The organism is Vibrio cholerae (assembly GCF_008369605.1).
GTDB lineage: Bacteria > Pseudomonadota > Gammaproteobacteria > Enterobacterales > Vibrionaceae > Vibrio > Vibrio cholerae.
The window spans coordinates 638897-662747 of sequence record NZ_CP043554.1 but is presented as its reverse complement, the minus strand read 5'-3'; the positions used below and the strand labels follow the sequence as shown (position 1 = coordinate 662747).

The 23851-nt window shown below is 47.6% G+C and carries 22 protein-coding genes and 1 tRNA gene; 10 read left to right on the top strand and 13 right to left on the bottom strand.

Annotated elements, in window-relative coordinates; all coding sequences use genetic code 11:
• Positions 1-104 precede the first annotated feature (104 nt).
• Positions 105-2756 carry a beta-N-acetylhexosaminidase gene (locus tag F0316_RS03120; protein WP_149560203.1) on the bottom strand — a complete coding sequence of 884 codons (2652 nt, stop codon included), beginning with the start codon at positions 2754-2756 and terminating at the stop codon, positions 105-107.
• A 446-nt stretch (positions 2757-3202) separates the two neighbouring features.
• Here F0316_RS03120 and F0316_RS03115 point away from each other — a divergent pair, with 446 nt between their 5' ends.
• Entirely contained in the window at positions 3203-4069 is an 867-nt protein-coding gene (locus F0316_RS03115) for a TraB/GumN family protein (protein ID WP_172625950.1), read from the top strand.
• A 173-nt stretch (positions 4070-4242) separates the two neighbouring features.
• Here F0316_RS03115 and F0316_RS03110 read toward each other — a convergent pair.
• Positions 4243-4319: transfer RNA gene (locus tag F0316_RS03110), tRNA-Pro, on the bottom strand.
• A 229-nt stretch (positions 4320-4548) separates the two neighbouring features.
• On the opposite strand from F0316_RS03110, the gene F0316_RS03105 reads away from it, so the two are divergent.
• The 3 genes from F0316_RS03105 (at position 4549) to rluF (ending at position 6500) form a co-directional block, all read left to right on the top strand.
• Positions 4549-4689 (top strand): DUF3149 domain-containing protein, encoded by a 141-nt coding sequence (locus tag F0316_RS03105; protein ID WP_000348347.1) that lies wholly within the window; start codon positions 4549-4551, stop codon positions 4687-4689.
• Between the two features lie 180 nt (positions 4690-4869).
• A complete protein-coding gene (gene smrA / locus F0316_RS03100) occupies positions 4870-5448 on the top strand; it encodes a DNA endonuclease SmrA (RefSeq protein WP_000076435.1) in 579 nt (192 codons plus the stop codon).
• Positions 5449-5513: 65 nt separating this feature from the next.
• Positions 5514-6500: a 23S rRNA pseudouridine(2604) synthase RluF gene (gene rluF, locus F0316_RS03095; RefSeq protein ID WP_000082230.1), complete on the top strand. Its 987-nt coding sequence runs from the start codon at positions 5514-5516 to the stop codon at positions 6498-6500.
• Positions 6501-6595: 95 nt separating this feature from the next.
• Here rluF and F0316_RS03090 read toward each other — a convergent pair whose 3' ends face one another.
• Together F0316_RS03090 and upp are read right to left on the bottom strand one after the other, a co-directional pair.
• The gene (locus F0316_RS03090) at positions 6596-8017 is read right to left on the bottom strand and encodes a sensor domain-containing diguanylate cyclase (protein WP_042982057.1); all 1422 of its coding nucleotides are present in this window, start codon (positions 8015-8017) and stop codon (positions 6596-6598) included.
• A 347-nt stretch (positions 8018-8364) separates the two neighbouring features.
• Complete coding sequence (gene upp, locus F0316_RS03085) at positions 8365-8991, bottom strand: uracil phosphoribosyltransferase (RefSeq protein WP_001887652.1); 627 nt, start codon at positions 8989-8991, stop codon at positions 8365-8367.
• A 166-nt stretch (positions 8992-9157) separates the two neighbouring features.
• Here upp and purM point away from each other — a divergent pair, with 166 nt between their 5' ends.
• Together purM and purN are read left to right on the top strand one after the other, a co-directional pair.
• Positions 9158-10198, top strand: a complete 1041-nt coding sequence (gene purM, locus F0316_RS03080; protein ID WP_095467190.1) for a phosphoribosylformylglycinamidine cyclo-ligase — start codon at positions 9158-9160, stop codon at positions 10196-10198.
• Between the two features lie 2 nt (positions 10199-10200).
• Positions 10201-10839: a phosphoribosylglycinamide formyltransferase gene (purN, locus tag F0316_RS03075; RefSeq protein ID WP_000836541.1), complete on the top strand. Its 639-nt coding sequence runs from the start codon at positions 10201-10203 to the stop codon at positions 10837-10839.
• 140 nt (positions 10840-10979) lie between these two features.
• Here the strand turns inward: purN and F0316_RS03070 are convergent, their stop codons facing one another.
• Positions 10980-11825 carry a class II glutamine amidotransferase gene (locus tag F0316_RS03070; protein WP_149560201.1) on the bottom strand — a complete coding sequence of 282 codons (846 nt, stop codon included), beginning with the start codon at positions 11823-11825 and terminating at the stop codon, positions 10980-10982.
• Between the two features lie 62 nt (positions 11826-11887).
• Positions 11888-12463, bottom strand: a complete 576-nt coding sequence (lpcA, locus tag F0316_RS03065) for a D-sedoheptulose 7-phosphate isomerase (RefSeq protein WP_000284054.1) — start codon at positions 12461-12463, stop codon at positions 11888-11890.
• A 317-nt stretch (positions 12464-12780) separates the two neighbouring features.
• On the opposite strand from lpcA, the gene fadE reads away from it, so the two are divergent.
• Positions 12781-15225 (top strand): acyl-CoA dehydrogenase FadE, encoded by a 2445-nt coding sequence (fadE, locus tag F0316_RS03060; RefSeq protein ID WP_000404358.1) that lies wholly within the window; start codon positions 12781-12783, stop codon positions 15223-15225.
• Positions 15226-15371: 146 nt separating this feature from the next.
• Here fadE and F0316_RS03055 read toward each other — a convergent pair whose 3' ends face one another.
• Entirely contained in the window at positions 15372-16631 is a 1260-nt protein-coding gene (locus F0316_RS03055) for a TIGR03503 family protein (protein ID WP_000944348.1), read from the bottom strand.
• A gap of 8 nt (positions 16632-16639) precedes the next feature.
• Complete coding sequence (gene dnaQ, locus F0316_RS03050; protein WP_001098047.1) at positions 16640-17383, bottom strand: DNA polymerase III subunit epsilon; 744 nt, start codon at positions 17381-17383, stop codon at positions 16640-16642.
• Between the two features lie 56 nt (positions 17384-17439).
• On the opposite strand from dnaQ, the gene rnhA reads away from it, so the two are divergent.
• On the top strand, positions 17440-17910 hold the full coding sequence (gene rnhA / locus F0316_RS03045) for a ribonuclease HI (protein ID WP_001041876.1): 471 nt from the start codon (positions 17440-17442) through the stop codon (positions 17908-17910).
• A 76-nt stretch (positions 17911-17986) separates the two neighbouring features.
• Here the strand turns inward: rnhA and F0316_RS03040 are convergent, their stop codons facing one another.
• Entirely contained in the window at positions 17987-18718 is a 732-nt protein-coding gene (locus F0316_RS03040; RefSeq protein ID WP_000801253.1) for a class I SAM-dependent methyltransferase, read from the bottom strand.
• 37 nt (positions 18719-18755) lie between these two features.
• On the opposite strand from F0316_RS03040, the gene gloB reads away from it, so the two are divergent.
• Both gloB and F0316_RS03030 read left to right on the top strand, forming a co-directional pair.
• Complete coding sequence (gene gloB / locus F0316_RS03035; protein ID WP_000939287.1) at positions 18756-19514, top strand: hydroxyacylglutathione hydrolase; 759 nt, start codon at positions 18756-18758, stop codon at positions 19512-19514.
• A gap of 71 nt (positions 19515-19585) precedes the next feature.
• A complete protein-coding gene (locus tag F0316_RS03030) occupies positions 19586-21184 on the top strand; it encodes a LysM peptidoglycan-binding domain-containing protein (RefSeq protein ID WP_114724803.1) in 1599 nt (532 codons plus the stop codon).
• Between the two features lie 16 nt (positions 21185-21200).
• Here the strand turns inward: F0316_RS03030 and F0316_RS03025 are convergent, their stop codons facing one another.
• The 4 genes from F0316_RS03025 to F0316_RS03010 form a co-directional block, all read right to left on the bottom strand.
• Complete coding sequence (locus tag F0316_RS03025) at positions 21201-22046, bottom strand: endonuclease/exonuclease/phosphatase family protein (protein ID WP_114724802.1); 846 nt, start codon at positions 22044-22046, stop codon at positions 21201-21203.
• A gap of 67 nt (positions 22047-22113) precedes the next feature.
• Positions 22114-22452, bottom strand: coding sequence for a nitrogen regulatory protein P-II (gene glnB, locus F0316_RS03020; protein ID WP_000717795.1), 339 nt, complete (start codon positions 22450-22452; stop codon positions 22114-22116).
• Positions 22453-22611: 159 nt separating this feature from the next.
• The gene (locus F0316_RS03015; protein ID WP_001210058.1) at positions 22612-23136 is read right to left on the bottom strand and encodes a phenolic acid decarboxylase; all 525 of its coding nucleotides are present in this window, start codon (positions 23134-23136) and stop codon (positions 22612-22614) included.
• A gap of 376 nt (positions 23137-23512) precedes the next feature.
• Positions 23513-23836: a c-type cytochrome gene (locus tag F0316_RS03010; protein ID WP_000513614.1), complete on the bottom strand. Its 324-nt coding sequence runs from the start codon at positions 23834-23836 to the stop codon at positions 23513-23515.
• Positions 23837-23851 lie beyond the last annotated feature (15 nt).

Genomic DNA, 23851 nt, shown 5'->3' with positions numbered 1-23851 from the left:
AACATGATGCACTAACCATCTGATTTATAGCGAATATTCTTACAGACAAAAAAGCCTCCGCATGCGGAGGCTTTCGTCATCCATTGAGTGAAATGAGTGTTCGATTATTTCAGCGAAGTGACTCGGCTAGTGCGCTCACCGCTGGCAGATACAGAGCGAATCCAAACTTCTCCGCTCACTTTCGGTGCTTGCTTCGCGTCATAATCCAACCAAGTTTGACCATCCAGTGAGTATTGCAGTGTGACACCTGGGAACTGAACGTTCATGGCCAAATGACCGTTCTCGATCTTGGCTCCCGGAACTGGGAGGCGGTAATCAATGCCTGCTTTCTCAAGTTTAGCCAGCTCACGTTGACCTAATACGTTAGCAAAGCGATTCCAATCTGCGTTCAGCGCTTTATGGTTAACTAACTGAGTCTCTTGCGAATATTCGACGCCAACTTTATAGGCGTTTTCCCACTCTGCACGGTGCCATGCGCGCTCAGCAGCGGCGAGCACACGAGGGAATACCATGTATTCATACTGCTCATCAGTACGTACGGTTTCAGACCACAGCTGCGCAGACAGACCATAGAAAGGCTTACCTTTTACTTCGCCTTTACCACTGAAGCCATTGCCATCACGATCCAGTGAGGTTTCAGCATTTTGTGGCAAGTTTTCCGGTGCAAAACCAAACATCTTACGAGTGTCGGTTGCACGGGTAGCCCAGTAGTAGCCACGCTCTTTCGGGTCAGCTTCGTAAGGCATATCCATGTACACGTAGTCAGGGTTAGAGATGATCACGTCGTAACCTTTCTCAGCCCATTCGTACGCAGAAGCAGAGCCCCCCCAGTACAGAACATCCCAGAAGTTCACACGCGTGTTTTCGGTTGCGAACGCTTTTTCGCCTTCGCTGTATTTCAAGCCATCTTGCCATGCTTGGAAGTTAGGAATCCCTTTCTCGGCAACCAACTTAGACACTTGCTCAGCAAAGTAGCTTGGTAAATGGCCGAAATCACTCACCGCACCTGTTGCAATCAAGTTTTGGCACTGCGGCGAACGCGCAAATGGCTTATCTTGCTTGCTCAGATCCAAGTTGCCTTTCCAACTTACTGGCTCTTGGGTATTCACATCTTGGAAGCCTGCGCCAAGCTTGATGTTTTTCGCTTCATCGCCACCAAAGTGCCATGTCGTCAGAGGCATACCCGCCGCTTGATGCATTGCCGCAATCTCAGAGATCACTTTATCCACAAAGCGTTTGGAAGAGTCCAAACATGGATTGATAAAGCTCATGCGATCATAGAACTGCACTGTGGTGACGTTAGAGGTATCTTGCGGATCCAGTAGACGGAACTCATTGGCCGCCGCCTCATTGCCCTCTTGCATTAAACGTTGGTAACGCGCCTCCATTGAAACCACGGCCGCACGAGCGTGCGCTGGCATATCAATCTCAGGGATCACTTCGATATGACGTGCTTTCGCGTATTGCAGGATCTCTAAATAATCTTGCTTAGTGAAATAACCAGAGCCAAAGTTATCGGCGTTTGGACCAGAACCCAATTGTGGCAATACACATTCTGTTTCACTCGGGTCAAAACAGCGTTGAGCGCCGATATCCGTCAGCTCAGGTAAGCCCGGAATTTCAATACGCCAACCTTCGTCATCGGTCAGATGGAGATGCAGCTTATTCATTTTGTAAGCCGCCATTTGATCCAAGGTCGCTAGAATCGCTTGTTTCGAGTGGAAGTTACGCGCCACATCCACCATCACACCGCGATAATCAAAACGAGGAGCATCGACGATTTCAATCTTTGGCAGTTGAGTGGCATCGGCCATATCGACTAAACCCAGCAGCGATTGCATCGCATAGAAGGCTCCTGCTTGGTCAAACGCGGTCACTTTGACAGCTTTATCCGTAATCGCTAAACGATAAGCGCCAGATTTGGCCAGCTCACCTTTAAATGATTTAGGGTTGATAACCACTTGCGCTGGCATTACGCCTTTTAAGTTCACACCAAGCAGTTGTGCACGCTCATTCAGCGCTTGCATTTGCTCACCGTCAAACGCTTTGCTTGGCAGCGCGATACCTTTCGCGATAGAGACTGATCCGCTATGCGATTTCACTTGCAGTGGCGTTGGGATGAGTGCGTGTGTCACATCTTGCAGCGCAACATCACTGTTCTTTTCAAAGCGAGACAGCGCTTGAGCGAATACATTGTTGTCACTCGGAGTGCGCTTGAGATTTTCACCCTCTAGGCCAGACACAAAGCTGTCCACATCTTCCGTGTTCAAAGAAGCAACCACTTTTGGCTCGGCATCCGGTGCGGTGACAAAAGCGCGTGGCATAAAGTCCGTTTCAAACAGCGTCCAGTATTCACCAATCAGCGGCAAAGTCACCGTTTCACCTGCGGCAAAACCATCAAACTTATCTGTAGGTTCCAGTTTATGTAGGTCGCCGGTAACGCGAGTAATTTTGAACTGGTCATTACCCACATCGAGGATCAAGCGAATACTGTGGAAGTAAATAGCCCAATCTTTTGAATTGACCGCCTCACCACGGTTAACCAAGGTCATATTCACTTGGTTACAAGAAGCCCACTCAGCTTCTAGAGTTTGACAAGCCAAACCAGTATCCGCGCCGTGATTGTTGACCACTTGGTATTGCACATCCAAGTTATTCGCTAATGTGTCTACCACCTCTTGTGGTGACGTAGTGTTGAGTGCGCAGCCACTTAATGAAGTTAATACCGCGATCGAGATAAGACTCTTCTTCAGCATAATAATGACCCTAAATTAGTTAACGATGAGGGATGCTCTGCCTGCACCCAATCTCACAACGACATCAGCCAATGGCTTTACCTAAAATTCAGGGATATTTAGCGGCACTTTTTTCTAAGCGCAAAATTAATCCTTTAGCCAAGTGATCATGTTCAAACTTTACAAATTGACATCAAGATAAAAAACTTAAATTTCAAAAAGATAGAATCAACGTCAAAATCGACACTTCATTTTTGACGAGATTTCTTCCAATCCAGATCACACTTAACAATCCGCGTTACGCAAAGAAAGCCGATCGACATCACACAAGATCGCGGCAACAAATCGTGAGTTGGCTCGAACAAATCAACAAGATGTGAGCTTTATCATGATTCAAGCTCCGTCAAATCCGTTAATTCACTGCTAAAGTAACGTTTTTGCCGAACCTAAAGGAGTTCACGCATTCCATGCTCACACGATTCGCTTGCTGTCTTTTATGGCTATTTATCCAACCTCTTCACGCAGAACCCTTGTACTGGTCAGCGACCAAAGGTTCGACACAACTCATCCTCTTAGGCTCTCTGCATGTGGGCAGCGATCAGCTTTATCCATTGCCTGACCAACTCGCACAAAAGCTAAAACAAAGCGCAGGCTTAGTCGTGGAGACGGATATCCGTCACCAATCCAACATCACTTTGCCTGCAACGACGTTGAGTAGTGAGCAGGTTTTAAGCGATGAACAACTGTTTGTATTGGATGGGATTGCGCAGCAACTGAGGTTGGATGCCCAGCAGATCCGCCAACAGCCCCCATGGTCAGCCAGCCTTATCCTGCAAATGCGCCAATTTTTAGAGCTGGGGTATCAAGCCGATCGAGGCATCGACCTTTATTTCATGCAGCAAGCTGAGCAACATCAACTGCCTGTACTCAGTCTAGAAACCTTACAATTTCAAGTGGATCTGTTAGCACACTTACCCAACTCAGGGCAGGAATTACTGGTGAGTTTGATCGATCAATGGGAAAACAATCCCCAACTCACCGAGTGCATGATTGAAAGCTGGAAAAAAGGAGATGAGAAGAATTTGCTACAAATGCTCACACTCACCGATATGTCCGCTGAATTGGAAGCCCAAATGCTCACTGAGCGTAATCAGGATTGGGCAGAGAAGCTCACTCACCCTCAATTCTTACCACAACAAGGCAAACCTTATCTGGTCGTCGTCGGCACTTTGCATTTGATTGGCAAGCAGAGCTTGCTCAGTATGCTTGAGCAAAAAGGCTTTAGCATCCAGAAACTTAACCAAAGCCAAACGGCAAGCTGCTCATTTTTATAAATCAGCTATTCGGTAGAACAAGTGATTTGGCATTGTGGGTCGGCGGCAGATGAACTTATCCAAACAAGTATCGACAGTTCATGTGATGGGAAGAGAGTGTCGCCAACGCTGAGGCTTCAGTGAGAAGTAGATAAAGCAAAAAGGCCCCAGCATAAATGCTGAGGCCTTAAATATGGTCGGTGAAGAGGGATTCGAACCCCCGACCCTCTGGTCCCAAACCAGATGCGCTACCAAACTGCGCTATTCACCGGAACGCTGCGTATGTTACTCGTTCTTTCTTGAAGCGCAAGCCCTGAAGCCAGACTTTCTGTTGAGTTTCTCTCGTTCGGTCAAAACAGCAGCAAAGCACGTAAAAAATGTGACTCATAACTCAACATTAGAAACATATAAGCAACCTATGCAACACAATTGATCCAGATCAGTGCTGCAAATATAGCCAGAATTTAACGTTAACTCGTCTTCAACACTTTGGAGGAAACATGGACTTCTGGCTCGATCTTCTTTTTGGTAATGCAGTTGGACTCTCTTCAATGATAGTCATCTTGGGCGCTTTAGGTCTTATGCTGTTCTATGGCGGTTTCTTCATCTACAAAGTGATGACGGACAAATCTCCTCACTAGATCGCTAGCCTCTATTGAAAGATAGAAAAACGCTATGCACCGGAGCCGACTGCGTGTCTGCTCCGGTTTTTTATTGTGCATTTATCTTCAACATCACTCCCTTCCACGCACAACTCCGTGCAACTTGCTAAATGAGAAGTATATAATCAGCACCATGTGAAATAACTTTGATGTGCCGTTATGTCGCAAGAGGATTTAGAACTGTTTCAACAAATGATGGGCGATGTCAAAACCATCACACATGATACGGTTGAACTCAAAAAAGCCCACCAAGTCACCGAAGCTCAACTGGCTAAGCGAGAAGCGGCAGTAAGCTTGGCAGACCATGACCCCGAGGCGCTATCCATCGATCATGCCCCCATGCTTAAGCCAGATGATATGCTCGAATTTAAGCGGGATGGCGTTCAAGATGGCGTATATCGCAAGCTCAGATTGGGTAAGTACCCTATTCAAGCACGCTTAGACTTACATCGAAAAACGCTCAAAGAAGCACGCAGTGAAGTTATCCAATTTATTCGCCAATGTATGGCGATGGATATTCGCACCCTACTGATTGTGCATGGCCGTGGCGAGCGCTCTAACCCACCAGCACTGATGAAAAGTTTTGTCAGCCATTGGCTGACTCAAATCAGCGAAGTGCAGTGTGCTCATTCTGCTCAACGCTTACATGGCGGCACCGGCGCGGTTTATGTCTTACTTCGTAAGAGTGCCGAGAAAAAAGCCGAAAACCGAGAGCGTCACCAGAAACGGCTTGGCTAAGTAGGTAAAGCTGTTAGAATGCGCGGATTTTGTGCACCATCCGTTGTGAAACGTTAGGAGATTGTATGTCCCAACCGACTGAAAAGCGCCTCAATAAATTCATCAGTGAGACAGGCTATTGCTCACGCCGTGAAGCCGACAAGCTGATTGAGCAAGGGCGAGTAACCCTCAATGGCCTACAGCCAGAAGTGGGAAGCAAAGTCACCGAGCAAGATGAAGTTTGTATTGACGGTAAACCTCTGCGTAGCAAAGAGCGTCCAATTTATATTGCTTTAAACAAACCCACTGGCATTACTTGTACGACGGAACGTGATGTTCCGGGAAATATCGTTGATTTCATTGGTCACCACAAACGTATTTTCCCAATAGGTCGTTTAGATAAGCCGTCTGATGGCCTGATTTTTCTGACCAATGATGGCGATATCGTGAATAAGATCCTGCGTGCGGGAAATAACCACGAAAAAGAGTACGTGGTTCGAGTCGATAAACCCATTACGCCTGAATTTATCCGTCAAATGTCTTCTGGGGTAAACATCCTCGATACGGTAACTCTGCCCTGTAAAGTGACTCAAGAGACGCAATATTCATTTCGTATTGTGCTGACTCAGGGGCTGAACCGCCAAATTCGTCGCATGTGTGAAGCCTTGGGATATGAAGTGTTTAAACTGCGCCGCGTGCGGATCATGAACATCACGCTAGATGGCATTCCAAACGGTAAATGGCGTTATTTAAGCGATACCGAGGTGAGTGAAATTCTGGCTATGTGTGAAGACTCCAGCGGTACAGAAGAAGCCTCACGAGTCGCGCAAAGTGGTGACACGATTAAACGTGCGACCGATGCCAAGCTGTTTGATAGCCGTGAAGCCAACAAAGAATCCAAAGCGCGCCGTAACCCCAAAACCTACCATGGTAAAAATGCACAAGAGTTTCGCCATGCGCCAAATTCGAAAAAAGCGCAGCGTCGTCCGTCTAGCCCATCATCCAATACAGCCTCAGGCTCAAAGCCAACACCGCGCACCGGTGGCACCTTAAGCCTCAGAAAATCGAAATAAATTTCGTTTTATCTCCAAGCTGAACCCCCTAGCCTAGCTAGGGGGCTTTAATGCAAAAATGGAGAAGTCTTGGCTTCCCCCACTTTGCTTATCCATCACAAGCCAACGACCTTATTACGCCCTTCGCTTTTCGCGGTATACATAGCTTGATCCGCGCGATTGAATAGATGTAACAAACTCTCATTCTGCTGGTATTGCACCACACCAATGCTGACGGTAACTTGTGGTTGGCTCGCGTGCATAGCAATCTCAGCGCGGATACTCTCCATACGCTGATAGGCTTCTTGCTGCGTCATATGAGGCAGCAAAACCACAAATTCTTCACCGCCCCACCGACACAAAGTTCCTACCTGAGCAATATGACGCTGACACAGTGCAACCACCCGTTGTAAAACCAGATCCCCCGCGGGATGCCCGTAGTTGTCATTCACCTGTTTGAAATGGTCAAGATCGATCACGGCTAAACTCAAAGGATGGCTCTCTTTATTGGCCAAAGAAATGGCGTCATCGACGAGCTCTTCAAAAACTTGTCGGTTGTATGCTCCGGTCAATTTATCGCGTACCGCCATATCTTCCAGCCGTTTTTGATAGCCTCGAAAGCTCATTTGCGCTAAACCAAGCACACCCAACGCCACAAAAGCACTGATGGCTAAGTTGCCTAATGTCGCTTTAAACCAGATGTCGTGATTAAACTCATCTTTCTGCTCCACAATGATGTACCACTGAAACTCATCGACCCAACGGCTATTGAGGTAGACTTTCTGTCCGTCCGCATAATAGCTAGCACCCACACTCGGAGAGGTCAGGATTTGAGTGGCTAAGGTTTTGAGCCCTTCACGCTGCTGAATCTGATCAAACCCCGGATGGTGAGATCCGTGTAAAGTCACCTCTCCCAACTCATTGATGAAATAGATGTGGCGGTTATACCGTTTTTGATATTTCTCGACTAATGCGGAAACCGCATCAGAGCTCAGCCCAACCCCAATCACACCGAGAAAACGATTTTCAAAATCAAACACTTTGTAATTCACAAACACCACGGTTTGTTGGCTATTCGCGGTATCTATGTCGATATTGACTTCAAAATTCTTATCTGGCGCGGAGTTTTTAACGCGATAAAACCAAGCATCATTCGAATTCGATTCCGATACTTGTTTGAGTATGCCTGTGTAGTGGTAGTAATGACCGGTGCGATCCGAGATATAGAAACTGGAGATCGTTTGATATTGACGCTGAATTTCACGCAAATAACGGATGATCCTTTCTGGGTCTTGCTCTCCCGCCAAAGTCCACTCGCGCACAAACGTGTCTTGAGCCATTAGTGATGAAATGAAGATCGGACGGATCAGATCCTGCTGAATTTCCGAATAAATATTATCGCTGGTCAATGGCAGTGAATCTTTATTGATTTGCTCTTCAAGCGTGTCATGAGCCACTTTATAGCTGACCAAGCTCGTCACAAAAAAACCAAAAATAATCAGGGTGACAAGAATCCAACTAAATTTCTTTCGCGTCATAATGAGCATCCTGCTAGTACTGCTTACTTCAATCTTCTGCTCCATCAGTGGAAAACAGAAGCGCATCCTTTGTTCTAATAAGCGAGTGTAATGAGTGAAACGTAATCCATATACCATACCGAGTACTGGCTATGTTGCCATTAACTCTCGGTGATGCGTTAGAAAGAACTGATAGATGCATCAGTGCTGTGAGGGCTATTCATTTATCCGCGACTTTTTGGCAATGCATTGCAATAAAAGTAGGAATAGATCGCAAAAAAAGACAGGGAGTATCGCTGTTGGCTGTGGGGTATGGGCTATGAACGGTGAAAGATAATGAGGAAGCCATGTGGCTTCCTCATTCAAAATTACTTAGTACCAAAAATCTTATCACCGGCATCACCAAGACCCGGTACGATGTAGCCTTTGTCGTTCAGCTTCTCATCAATCGCCGCCGTGTAAAGCTCAACATCTGGGTGCGCTTTTTCTAAAGCGGCAATCCCTTCCGGAGCGGCCACCAACACCAGCACTTTAATCTGGTTACAGCCTTTCTCTTTCAACAAGTCAATTGTCGCAATCATCGAGCCGCCAGTTGCCAGCATTGGGTCAACCACCATGGCAATACGCTCTTCAATATTAGTGGCTAACTTATTGAAGTAAGGAACCGGTTCAAGAGTTTCTTCATCACGGTAAATCCCGACCACGCTGATACGCGCACTTGGGATATGCTCAAGTACACCATCCATCATGCCAAGACCTGCACGCAAGATAGGCACAACCGTCACTTTCTTACCTTTAATTTGATCCACTTGCACAGGACCATTCCAGCCTTCGATCGTGACTTTTTCGGTTTCAAAGTCAGAAGTCGCTTCATAAGTCAGTAGACTCGCCACTTCAGTTGCAAGCTCACGAAAACGCTTAGTGCTGATATCGCCTTCACGCATCAGGCCAAGTTTGTGTTTTACAAGAGGGTGCTTAACTTCAACAATTTTCATGTCCAACTCCGGCTTCATTAATTTAAACCTGCGGATTATACACTCATTTTGTGGATATTTCCGACTGTAAAACCGGATAAAAATCTCACGCAAACGTTTTCCTTTTTGTTTTAAGCCCTGTAGAATAGCGCCGTTTTCATATCCAACTAGACCGAGGAACTTCCCCGTGAGCGGTAATAATCCATCTCTCAGCTACAAAGATGCAGGTGTCGATATTGATGCAGGTAATGCACTCGTTGAACGAATTAAAGGCGCCGTGAAGCGCACCCGTCGCCCTGAAGTTATGGGTGGCCTAGGTGGTTTTGGCGCACTGTGTGAACTGCCAACCAAATACAAGCACCCTGTTTTAGTCTCTGGCACTGACGGCGTAGGTACCAAACTGCGTCTCGCTCTGGATATGAAAAAACACGCCACCATAGGTATCGATCTGGTGGCGATGTGCGTCAATGATCTGATTGTTCAAGGCGCTGAGCCGCTGTTTTTCCTCGATTATTACGCGACAGGCAAACTGGATGTGGATACGGCTGCTGAAGTGATTTCTGGTATTGCCGATGGCTGTTTGCAAGCGGGCTGCGCGCTGATTGGCGGCGAAACCGCGGAAATGCCAGGCATGTACGAAGGTGAAGACTACGACGTGGCAGGTTTTTGTGTCGGTGTCGTCGAAAAAGAAGAGATCATCGACGGCAGTAAGGTACAAGTGGGTGATGCGCTGATTGCGGTTGGCTCAAGCGGCCCACACTCCAACGGTTACTCGCTGGTACGTAAGATTTTAGAAGTCTCTAAAGCCGATAAGAATGAGCGGTTAGCAGGCAAAACCATTGGTGAGCACTTACTCGCACCGACCAAAATTTATATCAAATCTGGCTTAAAGCTGATTGCTGAACATGACATTCATGCGATTTCACACATCACTGGCGGCGGCTTCTGGGAAAACATTCCACGCGTATTGCCAGAAGGTACTAAAGCCGTGATCGATGGTAAGAGCTGGGAATGGCCAGTGATTTTCCAATGGCTACAGGAAAAAGGTAACGTGACCACTCACGAAATGTACCGCACCTTCAACTGTGGTGTCGGTTTGATCATTGCACTGCCAAAAGATCAAGCCAATGCGGCCGTTGCGCTACTGCAAGCAGAAGGCGAAACCGCATGGGTCATCGGCGAAATCGCAGCCGCCAATAGCAACGAAGCACAGGTAGAGATCAACTAAGCATGAAGAGTATTGTTGTTTTAATTTCGGGAAACGGAACCAACCTACAGGCGATCATTGATGCTTGTGCAACCAGTATTCAAGATGGCAAAGTGACGGCTGTGTTTTCCAATAAAGCAACAGCTTACGGTTTAGAACGTGCCAAACAGGCTGGCGCAGCCGCCTGTTTTATTGATCCCAAAGCTTACGAAACTCGTGATGCTTTTGACGCGGCATTGATGGAGCAAATGGATAAATTTGCTCCTGACTTAGTGGTGCTGGCCGGTTACATGCGCATTCTCAGTAGCGAATTTGTTCGCCACTATCTGGGGCGCATGATCAATATCCACCCTTCGTTATTGCCAAAGTATCCGGGACTGAACACTTATCAACGAGCTATCCACGCGGGCGATGAAGAGCATGGTACCAGCGTGCATTTTGTCACCGAACAGCTCGATGGCGGTCCAGTCATTCTGCAAGCCAAAGTACCGATTTTTGAAGATGACACGGTCGAAGAGCTCACGGCTCGCGTGCAGGATCAAGAGCATCGCATCTACCCGCTTGTCGTGAAATGGTTTGTCGAAGAGCGTTTAGCAATGAAAGACGGCAAAGCTTATTTAGATGGCGAAGCGCTCGGCATACACGGTTACGCAGCCGAATAATCTCCAATCGAAAAAGGGTTGAAATTATTCAACCCTTTCTTTTTGTACCACTCTTTATTCCCAGACAACATAAACTATGTGATTGGGGTGAACGAACATAGCCAACACCGCTGCAGCTTCAAGTAGGAAAGGTATATCGCTTAGTCGAGAGGTTGGCTTGGTGCCTGACATCCGGGTCGATTCGGCGCAAAATCCACCTCCATCAACACATGTGCATTGTCTTCTATCCGCTCTCCAAAATGGAAAAAAGCGAATTGTCCTGGCTTCATCCGTTGCCATGTTTCATTACCGGTTAACGGCTGAGTGGCAATCACTGACACCACATCATTCGGCGTGGTTTCTTCTTGGAAATTGATCTCGACATCTTCATCGAGCAGTGCTGCACGGCCAAATGGGGCTCGGCGAGTAATCCAATACAAATGATTAGTGCAATACGCCATCACATATTCGCCATTAGACAGCAGCATATTAAAGACACCGAGAGCTCTAAGCTCATCACAACACTGCGCAATATAGCGCAGCATCTCAGGCCAATCTTGTGGCCCTTCGGGGTAACGCTGCTCCATTTGATTCAGCAACCAACAGAATGCCAGTTCGCTGTCCGTTTCACCGACTGGTCGATGGCGTCCAGTGACTAGATTTTGATATCCCGTCAATTGCCCATTGTGGGCAAACGTCCAGTACTGCCCCCACAACTCGCGGGTAAACGGATGAGTGTTTTCCAGATTCACCCCACCGCGATTGGCCTGACGAATGTGGCTGATCACCGCACGACTTTTGATCGGATACTGCTGAACTAACTCGGCAATTTTGGACTGACTGCTGGGATTGGGATCTTTGAAGGTACGAAAGCCTTTGCCTTCGTAAAACGCGATTCCCCACCCATCACGATGCGGACCCGTTTTCCCGCCACGTTGCATCAAGCCAGTGAAACTAAAACAGATATCGGTTGGTACATTCGCGCTCATGCCGAGCAATTCACACATGGTTTAAACCACTCCTTACTTAAACCAGTAGCCCGGTCAATACCGGGCTCTTGAGCGTAGGGTTACGCCATTTCCTTTTCAATCAACTGAATGATGATGTGGATGATCTTAATGTGCACTTCTTGAATACGATCCGCGTAACCAAAATGTGGCACACGAATTTCAACATCGGCCAAACCCGCCATTTTGCCGCCATCTTTGCCGGTTAACGCGATGGTTTTCATGCCTTTTGCTTTCGCCGCCTCAATGGCTTTTAGGATATTACCTGAATTACCAGAGGTAGACAGACCAAACAGAACATCGCCTTTCGCTCCGACCGCTTCCACATAACGAGAGAAAACATAGTCATAGCCAAAATCGTTACTCACACAAGACAGATGGCTTGGATCAGAAATCGCAATACCAGGATAACCAGGGCGGTTTTCACGGTAACGCCCAGTCAACTCTTCAGCAAAGTGCATGGCATCACAATGCGAACCACCATTACCGCAAGAAAGCACTTTCCCACCTTGCTTGAACGAATCAGCAATCAGCTTAGCCGCCGCTTCAATTTGTGCAATGTTGTGGTCATCACTCAAAAATTTCTGCAAAACGTCTGCCGCTTCGGTCAGTTCACTTCTAATTAAATCCTGGTACATGAGGCATCTCTCTATTGATTATTAGTTATCCGAACCCGCGCGCTTGGCACTTCAATTCAGTATCCACCTGAGTTTACCCAAACAAGCGAAGCTGTCGATAGTCAAAAAGCAAGATTTACTCCTCGTTAGCAAATCCAGTCATTCAAGAAGCGGCAAGAGTAGAGAGATTACTCTAGCGTGATCACTTTCGGACAAAATGCCGTTTTACATTTCATTAATATTTTGGTTACACTTTAACTGGTTAGACCACTAAACTTAGAGTCGCGATTTTCGTATCTACTGATAGAAAACGCGAGTCTGAAAAAGGATAAAACAGTATGGAAATCTTGCTCTCTACCTTAATCATGCTCTTGATACTCGGCGCATGCCTGTATCAAAGAACATCCCTATTTACCTCATTAGCAGCACTGACTTTCACCATGCTAGCGCTTTCACTGTTTGGGCCTGTTGGCTTTTTCGGTTGGGCGCTCTATTTGGCGGCCGTCGTCGTGCTCTGTCTGCCATCCGTTCGCCAATCGTTGATCAGTGGTAAAGCATTAGCAGTGTTTAAAAAAGTACTGCCCGCGATGTCACAGACCGAGAAAGAAGCCCTCGAGGCCGGAACAGTTTGGTGGGAAGCCGAACTGTTTAAAGGCAAGCCGGACTGGAAAAAGCTGCACAATATCCAAGCTCCGAAGCTGTCTGCTGAAGAACAAGCCTTCCTGGATGGCCCAGTCAATGAAGTGTGTGCCATGGTTAGCGACTACCAAGTCACCCATGAACTGGCAGATTTACCGCCAGAAGTGTGGACTTTCCTCAAAGAGAAGAAATTCTTCGCCATGATCATCAAAAAACAGTATGGCGGCTTAGAATTTTCAGCTTATGCACAATCTTTGGTGCTGCAAAAACTGACCGGCGTTTCTGGTGTTCTCTCCTCAACCGTAGGCGTACCTAACTCTTTAGGCCCCGGTGAGCTGCTGCAACATTACGGTACCGAAGAGCAGAAAAACTATTACTTACCTCGCTTAGCGGAAGGCAAAGAGATCCCCTGTTTTGCTTTAACCAGCCCAGAAGCCGGTTCAGACGCAGGTTCTATCCCTGATTTCGGTGTAGTTTGTAAAGGACAATGGGAAGGCAAAGAAGTTCTAGGTATGCGCCTGACGTGGAACAAGCGCTACATCACTCTCGCACCGGTGGCGACTGTGCTGGGACTTGCCTTTAAACTGCGCGACCCTGAAGGACTGCTCGGTGATAAAGAAGAGCTCGGCATTACCTGTGCCTTGATCCCAACGCATCTTAAAGGCGTGGAGATCGGCAATCGCCACTTCCCACTCAACGTGCCTTTCCAAAACGGTCCAACCCGTGCCAAAGATCTGTTTGTGCCGCTGGATTTCATCATCGGTGGTCCAAAAATGGCAGGCCAAGGCTGGCGCATGTTGGTGGAATGTCTTTCGGTGGGACGCGGTATTACCCTGCCTTCCAACTCAACTGGCGGCATTAAAACTGCGGCACTCGCTACAGGTGCTTATGCGCGTATTCGCCGCCAGTTCAAACAACCTATCGGTCAGATGGAAGGAATTGAAGAGCCATTAGCGCGCCTAGCCGGTAACGCTTATGTGATGGATGCGGCAAGTAACCTGACTGTCGCGGGTATCGATCTCGGTGAAAAGCCTTCGGTAATTTCTGCGATCGTAAAATATCACTGTACTCACCGCGGACAACGCTCAATTATTGATGCGATGGACATTGTCGGCGGTAAAGGCATCTGTTTAGGCCCCGCTAACTTCCTCGCTCGCGGGTATCAAGGTGCTCCAATTGCCGTTACCGTAGAAGGCGCGAACATTCTTACCCGCTCGATGATCATCTTTGGTCAAGGTGCGATTCGCTGCCATCCTTATGTACTCAGAGAAATGGAAGCGGCTTATAGCCCAAATTCTGATGCGGTAGAAAAATTTGATAGTGCCCTAGCAGGACACGTTGGCTTTGTGCTCAGCAACTTAGTGCGCAGTCTATGGCTTGGTTTGACTGATGGTTATGGTTCACAAGCCCCAACCCGTGATGCGACCAAGCGCTACTACCAACAGCTTAATCGTTACAGTGCTAACTTGGCCCTGCTTGCGGATATCTCCATGGCAGTATTGGGCGGTTCACTCAAACGTAGAGAGCGTCTCTCTGCCCGTTTAGGGGATATTCTGAGCCAGCTTTACTTAAGCTCAGCGACCTTAAAACGTTTTGAAAACGATGGCCGTCCAGCCGAAGATTTACCACTGGTCCATTGGGGCTTACAAGATAGTTTGCGCCAAACTGAAATCGCCATTGATGAGTTCTTGGCTAACTTCCCAAATCGGATTATTGGCCGCGCATTACGTGTACTCATGATGCCTTTCGGCCGTGTGCGTAAAGCGCCAAGTGACAAGCTCGATAGCAAGCTCGCGCAGATCTTGCAAACCCCGAGTGAAACACGTTCAAGAATTGGTCGTCACCAATACTTAACACCGAGTGATAACAATCCTGCGGGTAAGATAGAACAAGCGTTGAATGTGATTTTACAAGCTGAGCCGCTGTTTGAAAAAGCATGCAAAGCGCTGGGTCAACGCCGCCCATTTATGGGGTTGGATGAAGTCGCCAAGCTGGGCTTAGAAGCCAAAGTGCTGACCATTCAGGAAGCGGCACTACTGAGCGAAGCGGAAGCGCATCGTCTCTACACCATCAATGTCGATGACTTTGCCCCACAAGAGCTGGCCGCAAAAAAGCGCACACAACGTAAAGCTGAAGTGGCTTAAGTTCCACATTGAGCAGTATTCACCACTTCAATAGCCAAAAGGGAGACAACGTCTCCCTTTTCTTATGTTTCATAAACTCAAGTGAGCCTTCATTCAAATCCGCTTGAACAACAAACCTCAAAGGGTCAAAGGCAAATTCAACGCCTTTACTTACCCTTCTTAGGCGGCATATTTAGCTGCATTTCCGGTACGGCGGCTTTTTTCATTTTGATCTTACGCAGTACAAACCAAACGGCTAATGCCAAGATCAGTACCACGATATTACCCACAATGATGTACATCATGTTGCGGCTACGCTGCTCTTCGCGCATCTGAATAATCAGCAGCTCTTGCTCTTGTTTCAGGCGTAAAGCTTCCTCTTCTTCCTGAATTCGACGCACTTCGGCAATATTAAGCTCATCGACCACACTGTAGGTTTGATCGCCAATCGGGAAATAGAGTTCACGTTGTGAAGCAAGTTCGGTCGCCCACACTTTTCCATCCCAAGAGTAGTTACCAAACTGACCGTCATAGGGAATGGTCAACTTAGCGGTCAAGGATTCTTTGCCTGATTGCGCCTGCGCGATGTAATCATCTTGATAAGGGTGGCGATGACGAATATGAGCCACTAATGAACCGGGCTCAATCATCCCCTGCTCTCCCGTAAACAGCACCTGATGCGGTGCGCCCGTTAAGCGCGATTGAATGAAAGTGGTCGAAATCGGCGTTGGGTAAACTAACACCTCTTGCTCTTGCGCACGCAGAAAAACGCCATTTCCTGAGGTAATTCGTACACGGTATTTGCCCGGTTCAATCGCCATTTTTAAAGCCACCGTGAACACGCCATCACCGGGCTTTTCATCAAGCAAAGTACCATCATCGGCAAATTCTCCGAGTACTTCGGGGATGGGTCGCGCTTCCTTAGCGAGAGAATCTTCATTTTCAACAAACTTGGTAAAGGTCACTTTGAGGTTGACTCGATCTAGAAAATCGCGCAATAGCAAAGGTTTACCGTCCGACGTTAAGCGTGCGGTAAATTTAAATTCTTCCCCTTGAAACACTCGGCTCGGAAAGACGTCGGTCGTGAGTTGTAGATTGGAGATAAGTTTGATGTTGTTTTTCGGTGTGACTTTACCGATTGCCTGCCAAGGCCCCGGCATAGGATTCTCAATCGAGATGATGTCCATCGAGGATTCTTGATACCAGCGCACATTTTCAGGATTACGCCACTGATAATACTTACTGCCATCAGGGCGAACTAACACGACTGGTTGAGAATCTTTTTCGCGGTAAATCACAAAGGTGATTTGGGTTATGGTCGGATCAACGCGAAAACGGTTATCGAGCAGCGACATGCTAGATTGTTGTGCCGCTAGACTACTCAAACTGATCAAACATCCCACTATCGCCGCGAGAATCCTCAACATAACCTCTCCTAACTACGCCATAGGCAAGTGCCACTTTTGGCCACTATGTCCAAACGATCTTGATGTGCTTGTAGTTCATCGGCGCTAGCCGCTAAAACCTTTAACGCTTTTCGCTCTGAACGGGCACGTTTTAACGATTCTGCGCTCAATTCCCCACTATTTTGCGTGGCCGATGAAAATTGCAGTGAAGTCTGCCCACCGGTCATCAATAGATAAACGTCGGCTAGAATCTCCGCATCGAGCAAAGCGCCGTGCAGGGTTCGGTGTGAGTTATCAATGCCGTAACGCTCACACAAGATATCCAAGTTATTGCGTTTACCGGGGAAAATCCGCTTGGCCATCGCCAAGGTATCGGTCACTTTGCAAAAATCGCTGGTTTTACCGATCGCACCACCGAGTTTAGCAAACTCGTAATCCATAAAGCCGACGTCAAACGGTGCATTGTGGGCAACCAGCTCGGCCCCTTTGATGAAGTCTAAAAACTCCTCATGGACATCTTTGTACTCGGGCTTATCTTTTAAAAACTCATCGGTAATACCGTGAACTTCAATCGCCTCTAATTGAATATCGCGATCTGGTTTTAAGTAGACGTGAAAATGCCGTCCGGTGAGTTTACGGTTGATAATTTCAACTGCACCGATCTCAATAATTCGATGCCCCTCATAATGGGGGCCGCCTTCGCGGTTCATACCCGTGGTTTCGGTATCGAGCACCACGATGCGTTGGTATTCTGCATTGTTGCTAGTATTCATCAGGATATCTATGTCAGACTATGCCAATTCTTTGCGTGACCCAATAGTATCAAATCATGAACAAACAGGTGGAAATTTTCACGGATGGTTCTTGCCTCGGCAACCCAGGTCCCGGCGGTTATGGCGTCGTGATGCGTTATAAACAAGTCGAGAAGACCCTTGCTCGCGGTTATCGCCTCACCACCAACAACCGAATGGAAATGCTGGCCGCCGTCATGGCTCTGCAGGCGCTTAAAGAACCCTGTCGCGTGATCCTGACGACCGATAGTCAGTATGTTCGCCAAGGGATCACCCAGTGGATCCACAACTGGAAGCTGCGTGGTTGGAAAACTGCCGACAAAAAACCCGTGAAAAATGCCGACTTATGGCAAGCTCTTGACAAAGAAACCGCTCGCCACCAAGTCGAATGGCGCTGGGTTAAAGGCCACGCGGGACACCGTGAAAACGAAATGTGTGATGAACTTGCCCGCCAAGCGGCAGAAAATCCCACTGAAGACGATATCGGCTATCAACCAGAACCCCAATAACAGAAGCTCAATCAGCAAAGCGTCACTCATTTTGAACCACAGAGACTCAAAATGAGAGTTCAAAAGAGCGTCACGACTACGACTTACTATTAACTCGATAGTTGACCCCAATCGGCGATAATCTTCGCTTCAAACGCCATTTAGAACGAATCGGCTTGAGTGGGCAAGTACGTTTGCGCGCAACAATAAAGTACAGGCTACCAAAGGGCGAATTTGAGCCACCGAGGCCGTTTTCCAACCAAGTCCAGAAAGGTCGGTATTTTTGCATCGGAAACAAGGCGTACTGATCGCAAGCAACCACTTGGTAATTGAGTACGCTTAGCCAATCTTTAATCCGATTCGGGGTAAACATTCGCCCACTCCAAGGTAAGTTGTTTTTGCGCCAAGGCATCAGGCTGGCTAAGCCAATAAAACTGATTGGATTAAAACCGGTGATGATCAGATAACCATCATCAATCAAGACTCGATCCACTTCCCGTAATAAACGGTGAGGATCGTTACTATAATCGAGTTGATGCGCCAAAATCGCCACATCAATACTCTTCTCCAAAAACGGCAGCTCATATTTATCGGCAATCACCGTATGCAACGGATTTTCAATATCGAGGTGTACTTGGTGTTGAATATTGCAGGTACAACTGGCAAGCTCACAGCTCAGACCGCCGAGCTTTAACATATGGTAACCAAAAAGTTTTGGGCACCATTCATCTAAACGGGTCTGAATAGATTCACTCACCCATTGGCCATTTTTCAATTGAGCCCATGAGTGTGGATTTTCAAGCGCTTTATCACTGCGTGCTGGTTTCATTGCTCACCCGCTTCATCAAGGTAACCGGAGACAACTCATGTTACAGATCAAAAGCATACCTGCATTTGACGACAATTACATCTGGCTGATTCAAAATCGCGATCGCGACTGTGCTGTGGTCGACCCGGGCAGTGCTGAGCCTGTCCTCGCTTACCTTAAACAGCATGACTTAAACTTAAAAGCAGTGCTGATCACCCATCACCATCACGACCATATTGGCGGCGTTGCTGAGCTTGTGCATCAGTTCCCCGAAATCCATGTGGTAGGTCCAGCACAAGAGCCCATCCCTACTCTCACTCATCCGGTGGAAGATGGCGATCAAATCGAACTGTTTGATGAACGTTTTATGGTACTCGGTCTGCCGGGACACACCTTAGGGCATATCGGTTACGTTGGCGATGGCAAGCTGTTTTGCGGCGATGTGCTCTTTTCTGCAGGCTGTGGGCGAGTATTTGAAGGCACGATGGAGCAGATGTTTTCTTCATTGAATAAGTTGCTCAGCCTGCCCGAAGAGACTCAAGTTTACAGCGCACACGAATACACTGCCGCCAATGTGGCTTTTGCATTAGCGGTAGAGCCCGAAAACGAACAACTGCATATTTATCGTGATGAAGTGAGTCGTTTACGCGCGCAAAATCAGCCAACGCTCCCCACCACATTGGGGCGTGAAAAATGGGTCAATCCTTTTTTACGCACGCAAGAGCCGAGTGTTATTCGCTCAGTGGCTAGCCAAGTGTCAACGCTGGATCCGCTCACAATATTTACCGCATTACGTGAATGGAAGAATGAATTTTGACTTTTGTCGCTTGTCACCAAGACAAAGTGGCAAGTATTATCAGCAGCCATGAAGAATAAGGGCTGTGTTACATGCGAGTTAAATTCAGTTGGGTATTGGCGTTGCTGCTCGTTGGCTGTCAATCCCCCCAACCTGTGGATACGACCACATCAGATGACCAAGCGGTAAACCCGCCCACTCAATCTGCTACCGTGAAAAAAAAGCGTAAGCCGCAAACGACTGCAACTCTGCCTGCTGGCGAAACGGAGAGTGTAGAAGAAGAGCGCGTCGCGCTGACACCACAAGAACAAGACGATGTATGGCAACGCATTGCTATGCAGTTCAAGCTCGGCATCCCCAAAGACCCAAGTGTTGATGCGCAACGCGAATGGTTTCTCAAAAACCCAGGTCACTTACAAGCGATTGCCAGTCGTGCTGAACCTTTCCTCTATCTGATCACTGAAAAAGTCGAGCAACGCGGCCTGCCGCTAGAATTGGTGCTGTTACCGATTGTCGAAAGCTCGTTCGATCCTTTTGCTTATTCCCACGGCAGTGCTGCAGGCTTATGGCAGTTTATTTCGTCTACTGGCAAGCGTTATGGTCTCAAACAAAATTTCTGGTATGACGGCCGACGAGATGTCGCCGCCGCCACAGACGCTGCGCTGGATTATCTTACCGTCTTGAACCAACACTTCGATGGTGACTGGTATCACACCATCGCCGCTTACAACAGTGGTGAAGGGCGCGTGGCCCGCGCCATTAAAGCCAATAAAAAAGCGGGTAAACCTATCGATTTCTTCTCGCTGGATCTGCCTAAAGAGACCAGCGGTTATGTCCCTAAACTGATTGCACTAGCCGATGTGATTGCCAATCAGGAAAAATACGGTATCTCCATCCCGGCAATCGAAAACCGCCCAGTGTTAGCCACCGTTGACCCGAAAGAGCAGTTGGATCTTGCGATTGCCGCTCGATATGCTGGTCTAACGGTTAAAGAGCTGCAAAGCTTTAACCCAGCCTATAACCAATGGGCAACGGCTCCAAATGGCCCGCATCAACTGCTGATCCCCGTTGAAAAAGTTGAACGTTTTAATCTAGCCATGGAAGAGAACCGCGGCAAAGGGATTAAGGTGGTTCGCTATAAGGTGAAATCGGGTGATACTCTCAGCACCATTGCCGATAAGTACAACACCACGGCTAAAGTGATCAAAGAAGCCAACCAGATTGCCAGCAACCAAATTCGTGTGGGTAGCTATCTGTTCGTACCAACCTCGGTGAAAGATGAGAAAGCGTATGCGCTGAGCGTGAGTAATCGCTTAGCCAAGACCCAATCCGTGCCACGTGGACAGTATCAGTTGACGCACACCGTCAACTCAGGGGAAAGCCTCTGGACCATCGCCAAGCAGTATAACGTGCCTTACCAATCTCTGGCGAAATGGAATGGCATGGCACCGAAAGATGCGCTGCGTAAAGGTCAGAAATTGGTGATCTGGAAAGACAGTAAACCAACGAGTGGCGTGATCCGCACGGTAACTTACAAAGTGCGCTCTGGCGATACACTGAGTGGTATTGCCAATAAGTTTAAAGTGAAAACTGCTGACATCGTTAAGTGGAATGATTTAAACAGCACTCAATATCTCAAGGCGGGTCAGCAACTGAAACTGTATGTGGATGTGACCAAATTCAGCGCATAACACAGCGCTGAATAGGCTAGTTGAGTAAGCGAAAGCGAACCAACAGAGGATTATGATCAGAAGCGTCCGATATGGGCGCTTCTGCTTTTTCAAGCTGCAATCCACGATAGAAGACATGATCTAATGGCAAGCCATTGATAAACGTCGTGCGGTTATCTGGCGAAAAGCGCACTTCTTGTAATCCTACGGAGGCAAACTGAGTACTTAGCAGCGCCATACGCGCCTCGCTCCAACTGTTAAAATCGCCCGCCACAATCACAGGGCCAGTAAAATCACGTAGCTCATCCAGTAGTGCGGTCAACTGCTGTTGATACTCTTGGGTGCCATAAGTGAAGTTGACTGCGTGCAGATTGACTACGGCTAACTCTTGCCGATCACTTAAACGATAACGTGCGTAGATCGCCGATTTAGGCAGCCTCAACCACGGTTCAAGCTGAGTATAAGCACAAGCCATGGTTGGCATCACTTTAGCGAGATTAATTACTCCAGCCGCCTCTCCAAACGCTTCAAAAGCTCGAGCTTGGGTGCCATCCCACCCTAATTGATGAATCCACTCTTTAAACGCAGGCGTCATATTGGCCTCTTGCAGCAAGAGTAATTGCTGACCACGACTCAATTCGGAGAGCTGCGTTGACCAATTGGCACGATTTTGTTTATAGATATTCCAAACGAGCAGATTGAGCTCTCCATCAAGATCCAAAGCTTCAGACTGCGGATGTTGATAGCACAACAGCGGTTCGCCTTGCTGATTGCGCCCTATAGTGACTAATTCAGGTTGAGTAGGAATCGTGAAGATAGACCAGAAAGCGGCCAGTCCCGCCGCCGCTATCAACAATGGAGCCATCCAGTAACGTTTTTTCATTCAGTTACCCTCAAACAAAATAAGGAGCCTGAGCTCCTTATTATTAAGTAATCATAGGGACGGATGCTTAAATTGCATCTTCATCCTCTTCACCGGTACGAATACGTACCACACGCTCAACGTTGGTGATGAAGATTTTACCATCGCCAATCTTACCGGTTTGAGCCGTTTCAATGATGGTGTCGACACAGCGATCCGCCACATCATCGGTGACCACAATTTCTAGCTTCACTTTAGGCAGGAAATCGACCATATACTCAGCACCGCGGTACAGTTCAGTGTGTCCTTTCTGACGGCCAAATCCTTTGACTTCAGACACTGTCATACCAGTGATGCCGACTTCGGCCAACGCCTCGCGGACATCGTCGAGTTTAAACGGCTTGATGATAGCTTCGATTTTTTTCATGTTCATCCCTTAAACGACTGTCAGTGCTCGGCATTATCTGTCAGCCATAACCAACAATCAACCAAAGTGCTTGAGTAATTTTTCCTTTTGTTACTCAAGCCACTATAGACTTTTCCTTGCTCCCAAAGCCACCTTCATCAGCTTACGCCATGACCACACTTAGGCTGGCAGTAAGTTTTTATCGGCTAAACAGAAAGGATAATCCTCAGCAAGCTCACTGGGTGAGCAGTTAATCACTTGTTCATTATTGAGTCCGCAATCACGCATATAAATCAAGGTCGCAAAGCTATCGATCACATGGGTTGGATAGATAGGCCCGGCATCACGGTACGCTTCCATAAGAGGGAGATGGTCATTTTGATAGCAAGCAATTTTTTCAGGCTCATCAACAATCCAGCGAGGAAAGTAAATTGCACCATGCACGACATAATCCTCTAAGTTTAAGGTGAGAGCGACGCTGGTTCCGGTTGGCTCAGCCCAAGAAACCCGATAAATGGCCGCCCCAACTCGCGAGATATGCACGGTTTGATCTTTCACCCATCGCCCACCAACAATCCCAGAATGGACTCGATAATCTATGGTGGTCGCATTTTTCACATACAGCTCATAACGCCAACCCTGATCATAGTTATAGATAAAACTCTTCCCTAAAAATCCACTTAAATCATTTCGTTCAAATCTCATGGCCGCTCCTCTACGACAGTTCATAATGACGATCGGGATCATTCCCATGCATTGAGAGCATAAATCATTGGAATTGGTTGCAATCAAAAGTGAAATGAATGTGAGATTTGTATGCTGTGCCACAACAATGCACAGATAAAAAGATTGAAGGCTGAAAAAGGCAAAAAGTCCGCAGATAACACTCGCGGACCTTCGGTGTGGGCACGTATTCATTGATAGGTGCCAAACGAAGCATAATAGAAGTTATTCCCGAACGACTTGGCACTGCAGGTAGGCAGTAAGTGGGTTAATCTCCATGAGCATAGGCACACTATGTGATAGAGATGAACGAACCTAGCCAACACCGCTGCCGCTTTAAGTACGAAGCGGATAATGATCACTTCAAGCTGGCGTAATAAGCAGCCAGATTAGCAATATCTTCATCACTGAGCATCATGGCTTGCGCTTGCATCACTGCAGCTAGGCCACCTGTGCGCTCTTTATTTTTGTAAGCTTTAACGGAGCTAATCAAGTATTGCTCACTCTGCCCTTTAAGATTTGGGTAGCCGGGAATAACGGCAATCCCATCCATGCCGTGACACGCTGCGCAAACCGCGGCTTTCGCTTGCCCTGCAGCCACATCCCCCGCCAAAGCGGCACCAGACATAACGCAGCCACCCAAAGCGAGGGCTATAACCATTTTGTTCATTGCTTTCCCCATGTAATTATACCTATA

Bases quoted from the DNA above. Each gene is read 5' to 3' on its own strand.
- F0316_RS03010 (WP_000513614.1), bottom strand. From the start codon at position 23,836: ATGGGGAAAGCAATGAACAAAATGGTTATAGCCCTCGCTTTGGGTGGC.
- fadE (WP_000404358.1), top strand. From the start codon at position 12,781: ATGGAAATCTTGCTCTCTACCTTAATCATGCTCTTGATACTCGGCGCA.
- F0316_RS03055 (WP_000944348.1), bottom strand. From the start codon at position 16,631: ATGTTGAGGATTCTCGCGGCGATAGTGGGATGTTTGATCAGTTTGAGT.
- upp (WP_001887652.1), bottom strand. From the start codon at position 8,991: ATGAAAATTGTTGAAGTTAAGCACCCTCTTGTAAAACACAAACTTGGC.
- gloB (WP_000939287.1), top strand. From the start codon at position 18,756: ATGTTACAGATCAAAAGCATACCTGCATTTGACGACAATTACATCTGG.
- smrA (WP_000076435.1), top strand. From the start codon at position 4,870: ATGTCGCAAGAGGATTTAGAACTGTTTCAACAAATGATGGGCGATGTC.
- F0316_RS03090 (WP_042982057.1), bottom strand. From the start codon at position 8,017: ATGACGCGAAAGAAATTTAGTTGGATTCTTGTCACCCTGATTATTTTT.
- F0316_RS03105 (WP_000348347.1), top strand. From the start codon at position 4,549: ATGGACTTCTGGCTCGATCTTCTTTTTGGTAATGCAGTTGGACTCTCT.
- lpcA (WP_000284054.1), bottom strand. From the start codon at position 12,463: ATGTACCAGGATTTAATTAGAAGTGAACTGACCGAAGCGGCAGACGTT.
- F0316_RS03040 (WP_000801253.1), bottom strand. From the start codon at position 18,718: ATGAAACCAGCACGCAGTGATAAAGCGCTTGAAAATCCACACTCATGG.
- F0316_RS03030 (WP_114724803.1), top strand. From the start codon at position 19,586: ATGCGAGTTAAATTCAGTTGGGTATTGGCGTTGCTGCTCGTTGGCTGT.
- dnaQ (WP_001098047.1), bottom strand. From the start codon at position 17,383: ATGAATACTAGCAACAATGCAGAATACCAACGCATCGTGGTGCTCGAT.
- F0316_RS03015 (WP_001210058.1), bottom strand. From the start codon at position 23,136: ATGAGATTTGAACGAAATGATTTAAGTGGATTTTTAGGGAAGAGTTTT.
- glnB (WP_000717795.1), bottom strand. From the start codon at position 22,452: ATGAAAAAAATCGAAGCTATCATCAAGCCGTTTAAACTCGACGATGTC.
- rnhA (WP_001041876.1), top strand. From the start codon at position 17,440: ATGAACAAACAGGTGGAAATTTTCACGGATGGTTCTTGCCTCGGCAAC.
- F0316_RS03070 (WP_149560201.1), bottom strand. From the start codon at position 11,825: ATGTGTGAATTGCTCGGCATGAGCGCGAATGTACCAACCGATATCTGT.
- F0316_RS03025 (WP_114724802.1), bottom strand. From the start codon at position 22,046: ATGAAAAAACGTTACTGGATGGCTCCATTGTTGATAGCGGCGGCGGGA.
- purN (WP_000836541.1), top strand. From the start codon at position 10,201: ATGAAGAGTATTGTTGTTTTAATTTCGGGAAACGGAACCAACCTACAG.
- F0316_RS03120 (WP_149560203.1), bottom strand. From the start codon at position 2,756: ATGCTGAAGAAGAGTCTTATCTCGATCGCGGTATTAACTTCATTAAGT.
- F0316_RS03115 (WP_172625950.1), top strand. From the start codon at position 3,203: ATGCTCACACGATTCGCTTGCTGTCTTTTATGGCTATTTATCCAACCT.
- rluF (WP_000082230.1), top strand. From the start codon at position 5,514: ATGTCCCAACCGACTGAAAAGCGCCTCAATAAATTCATCAGTGAGACA.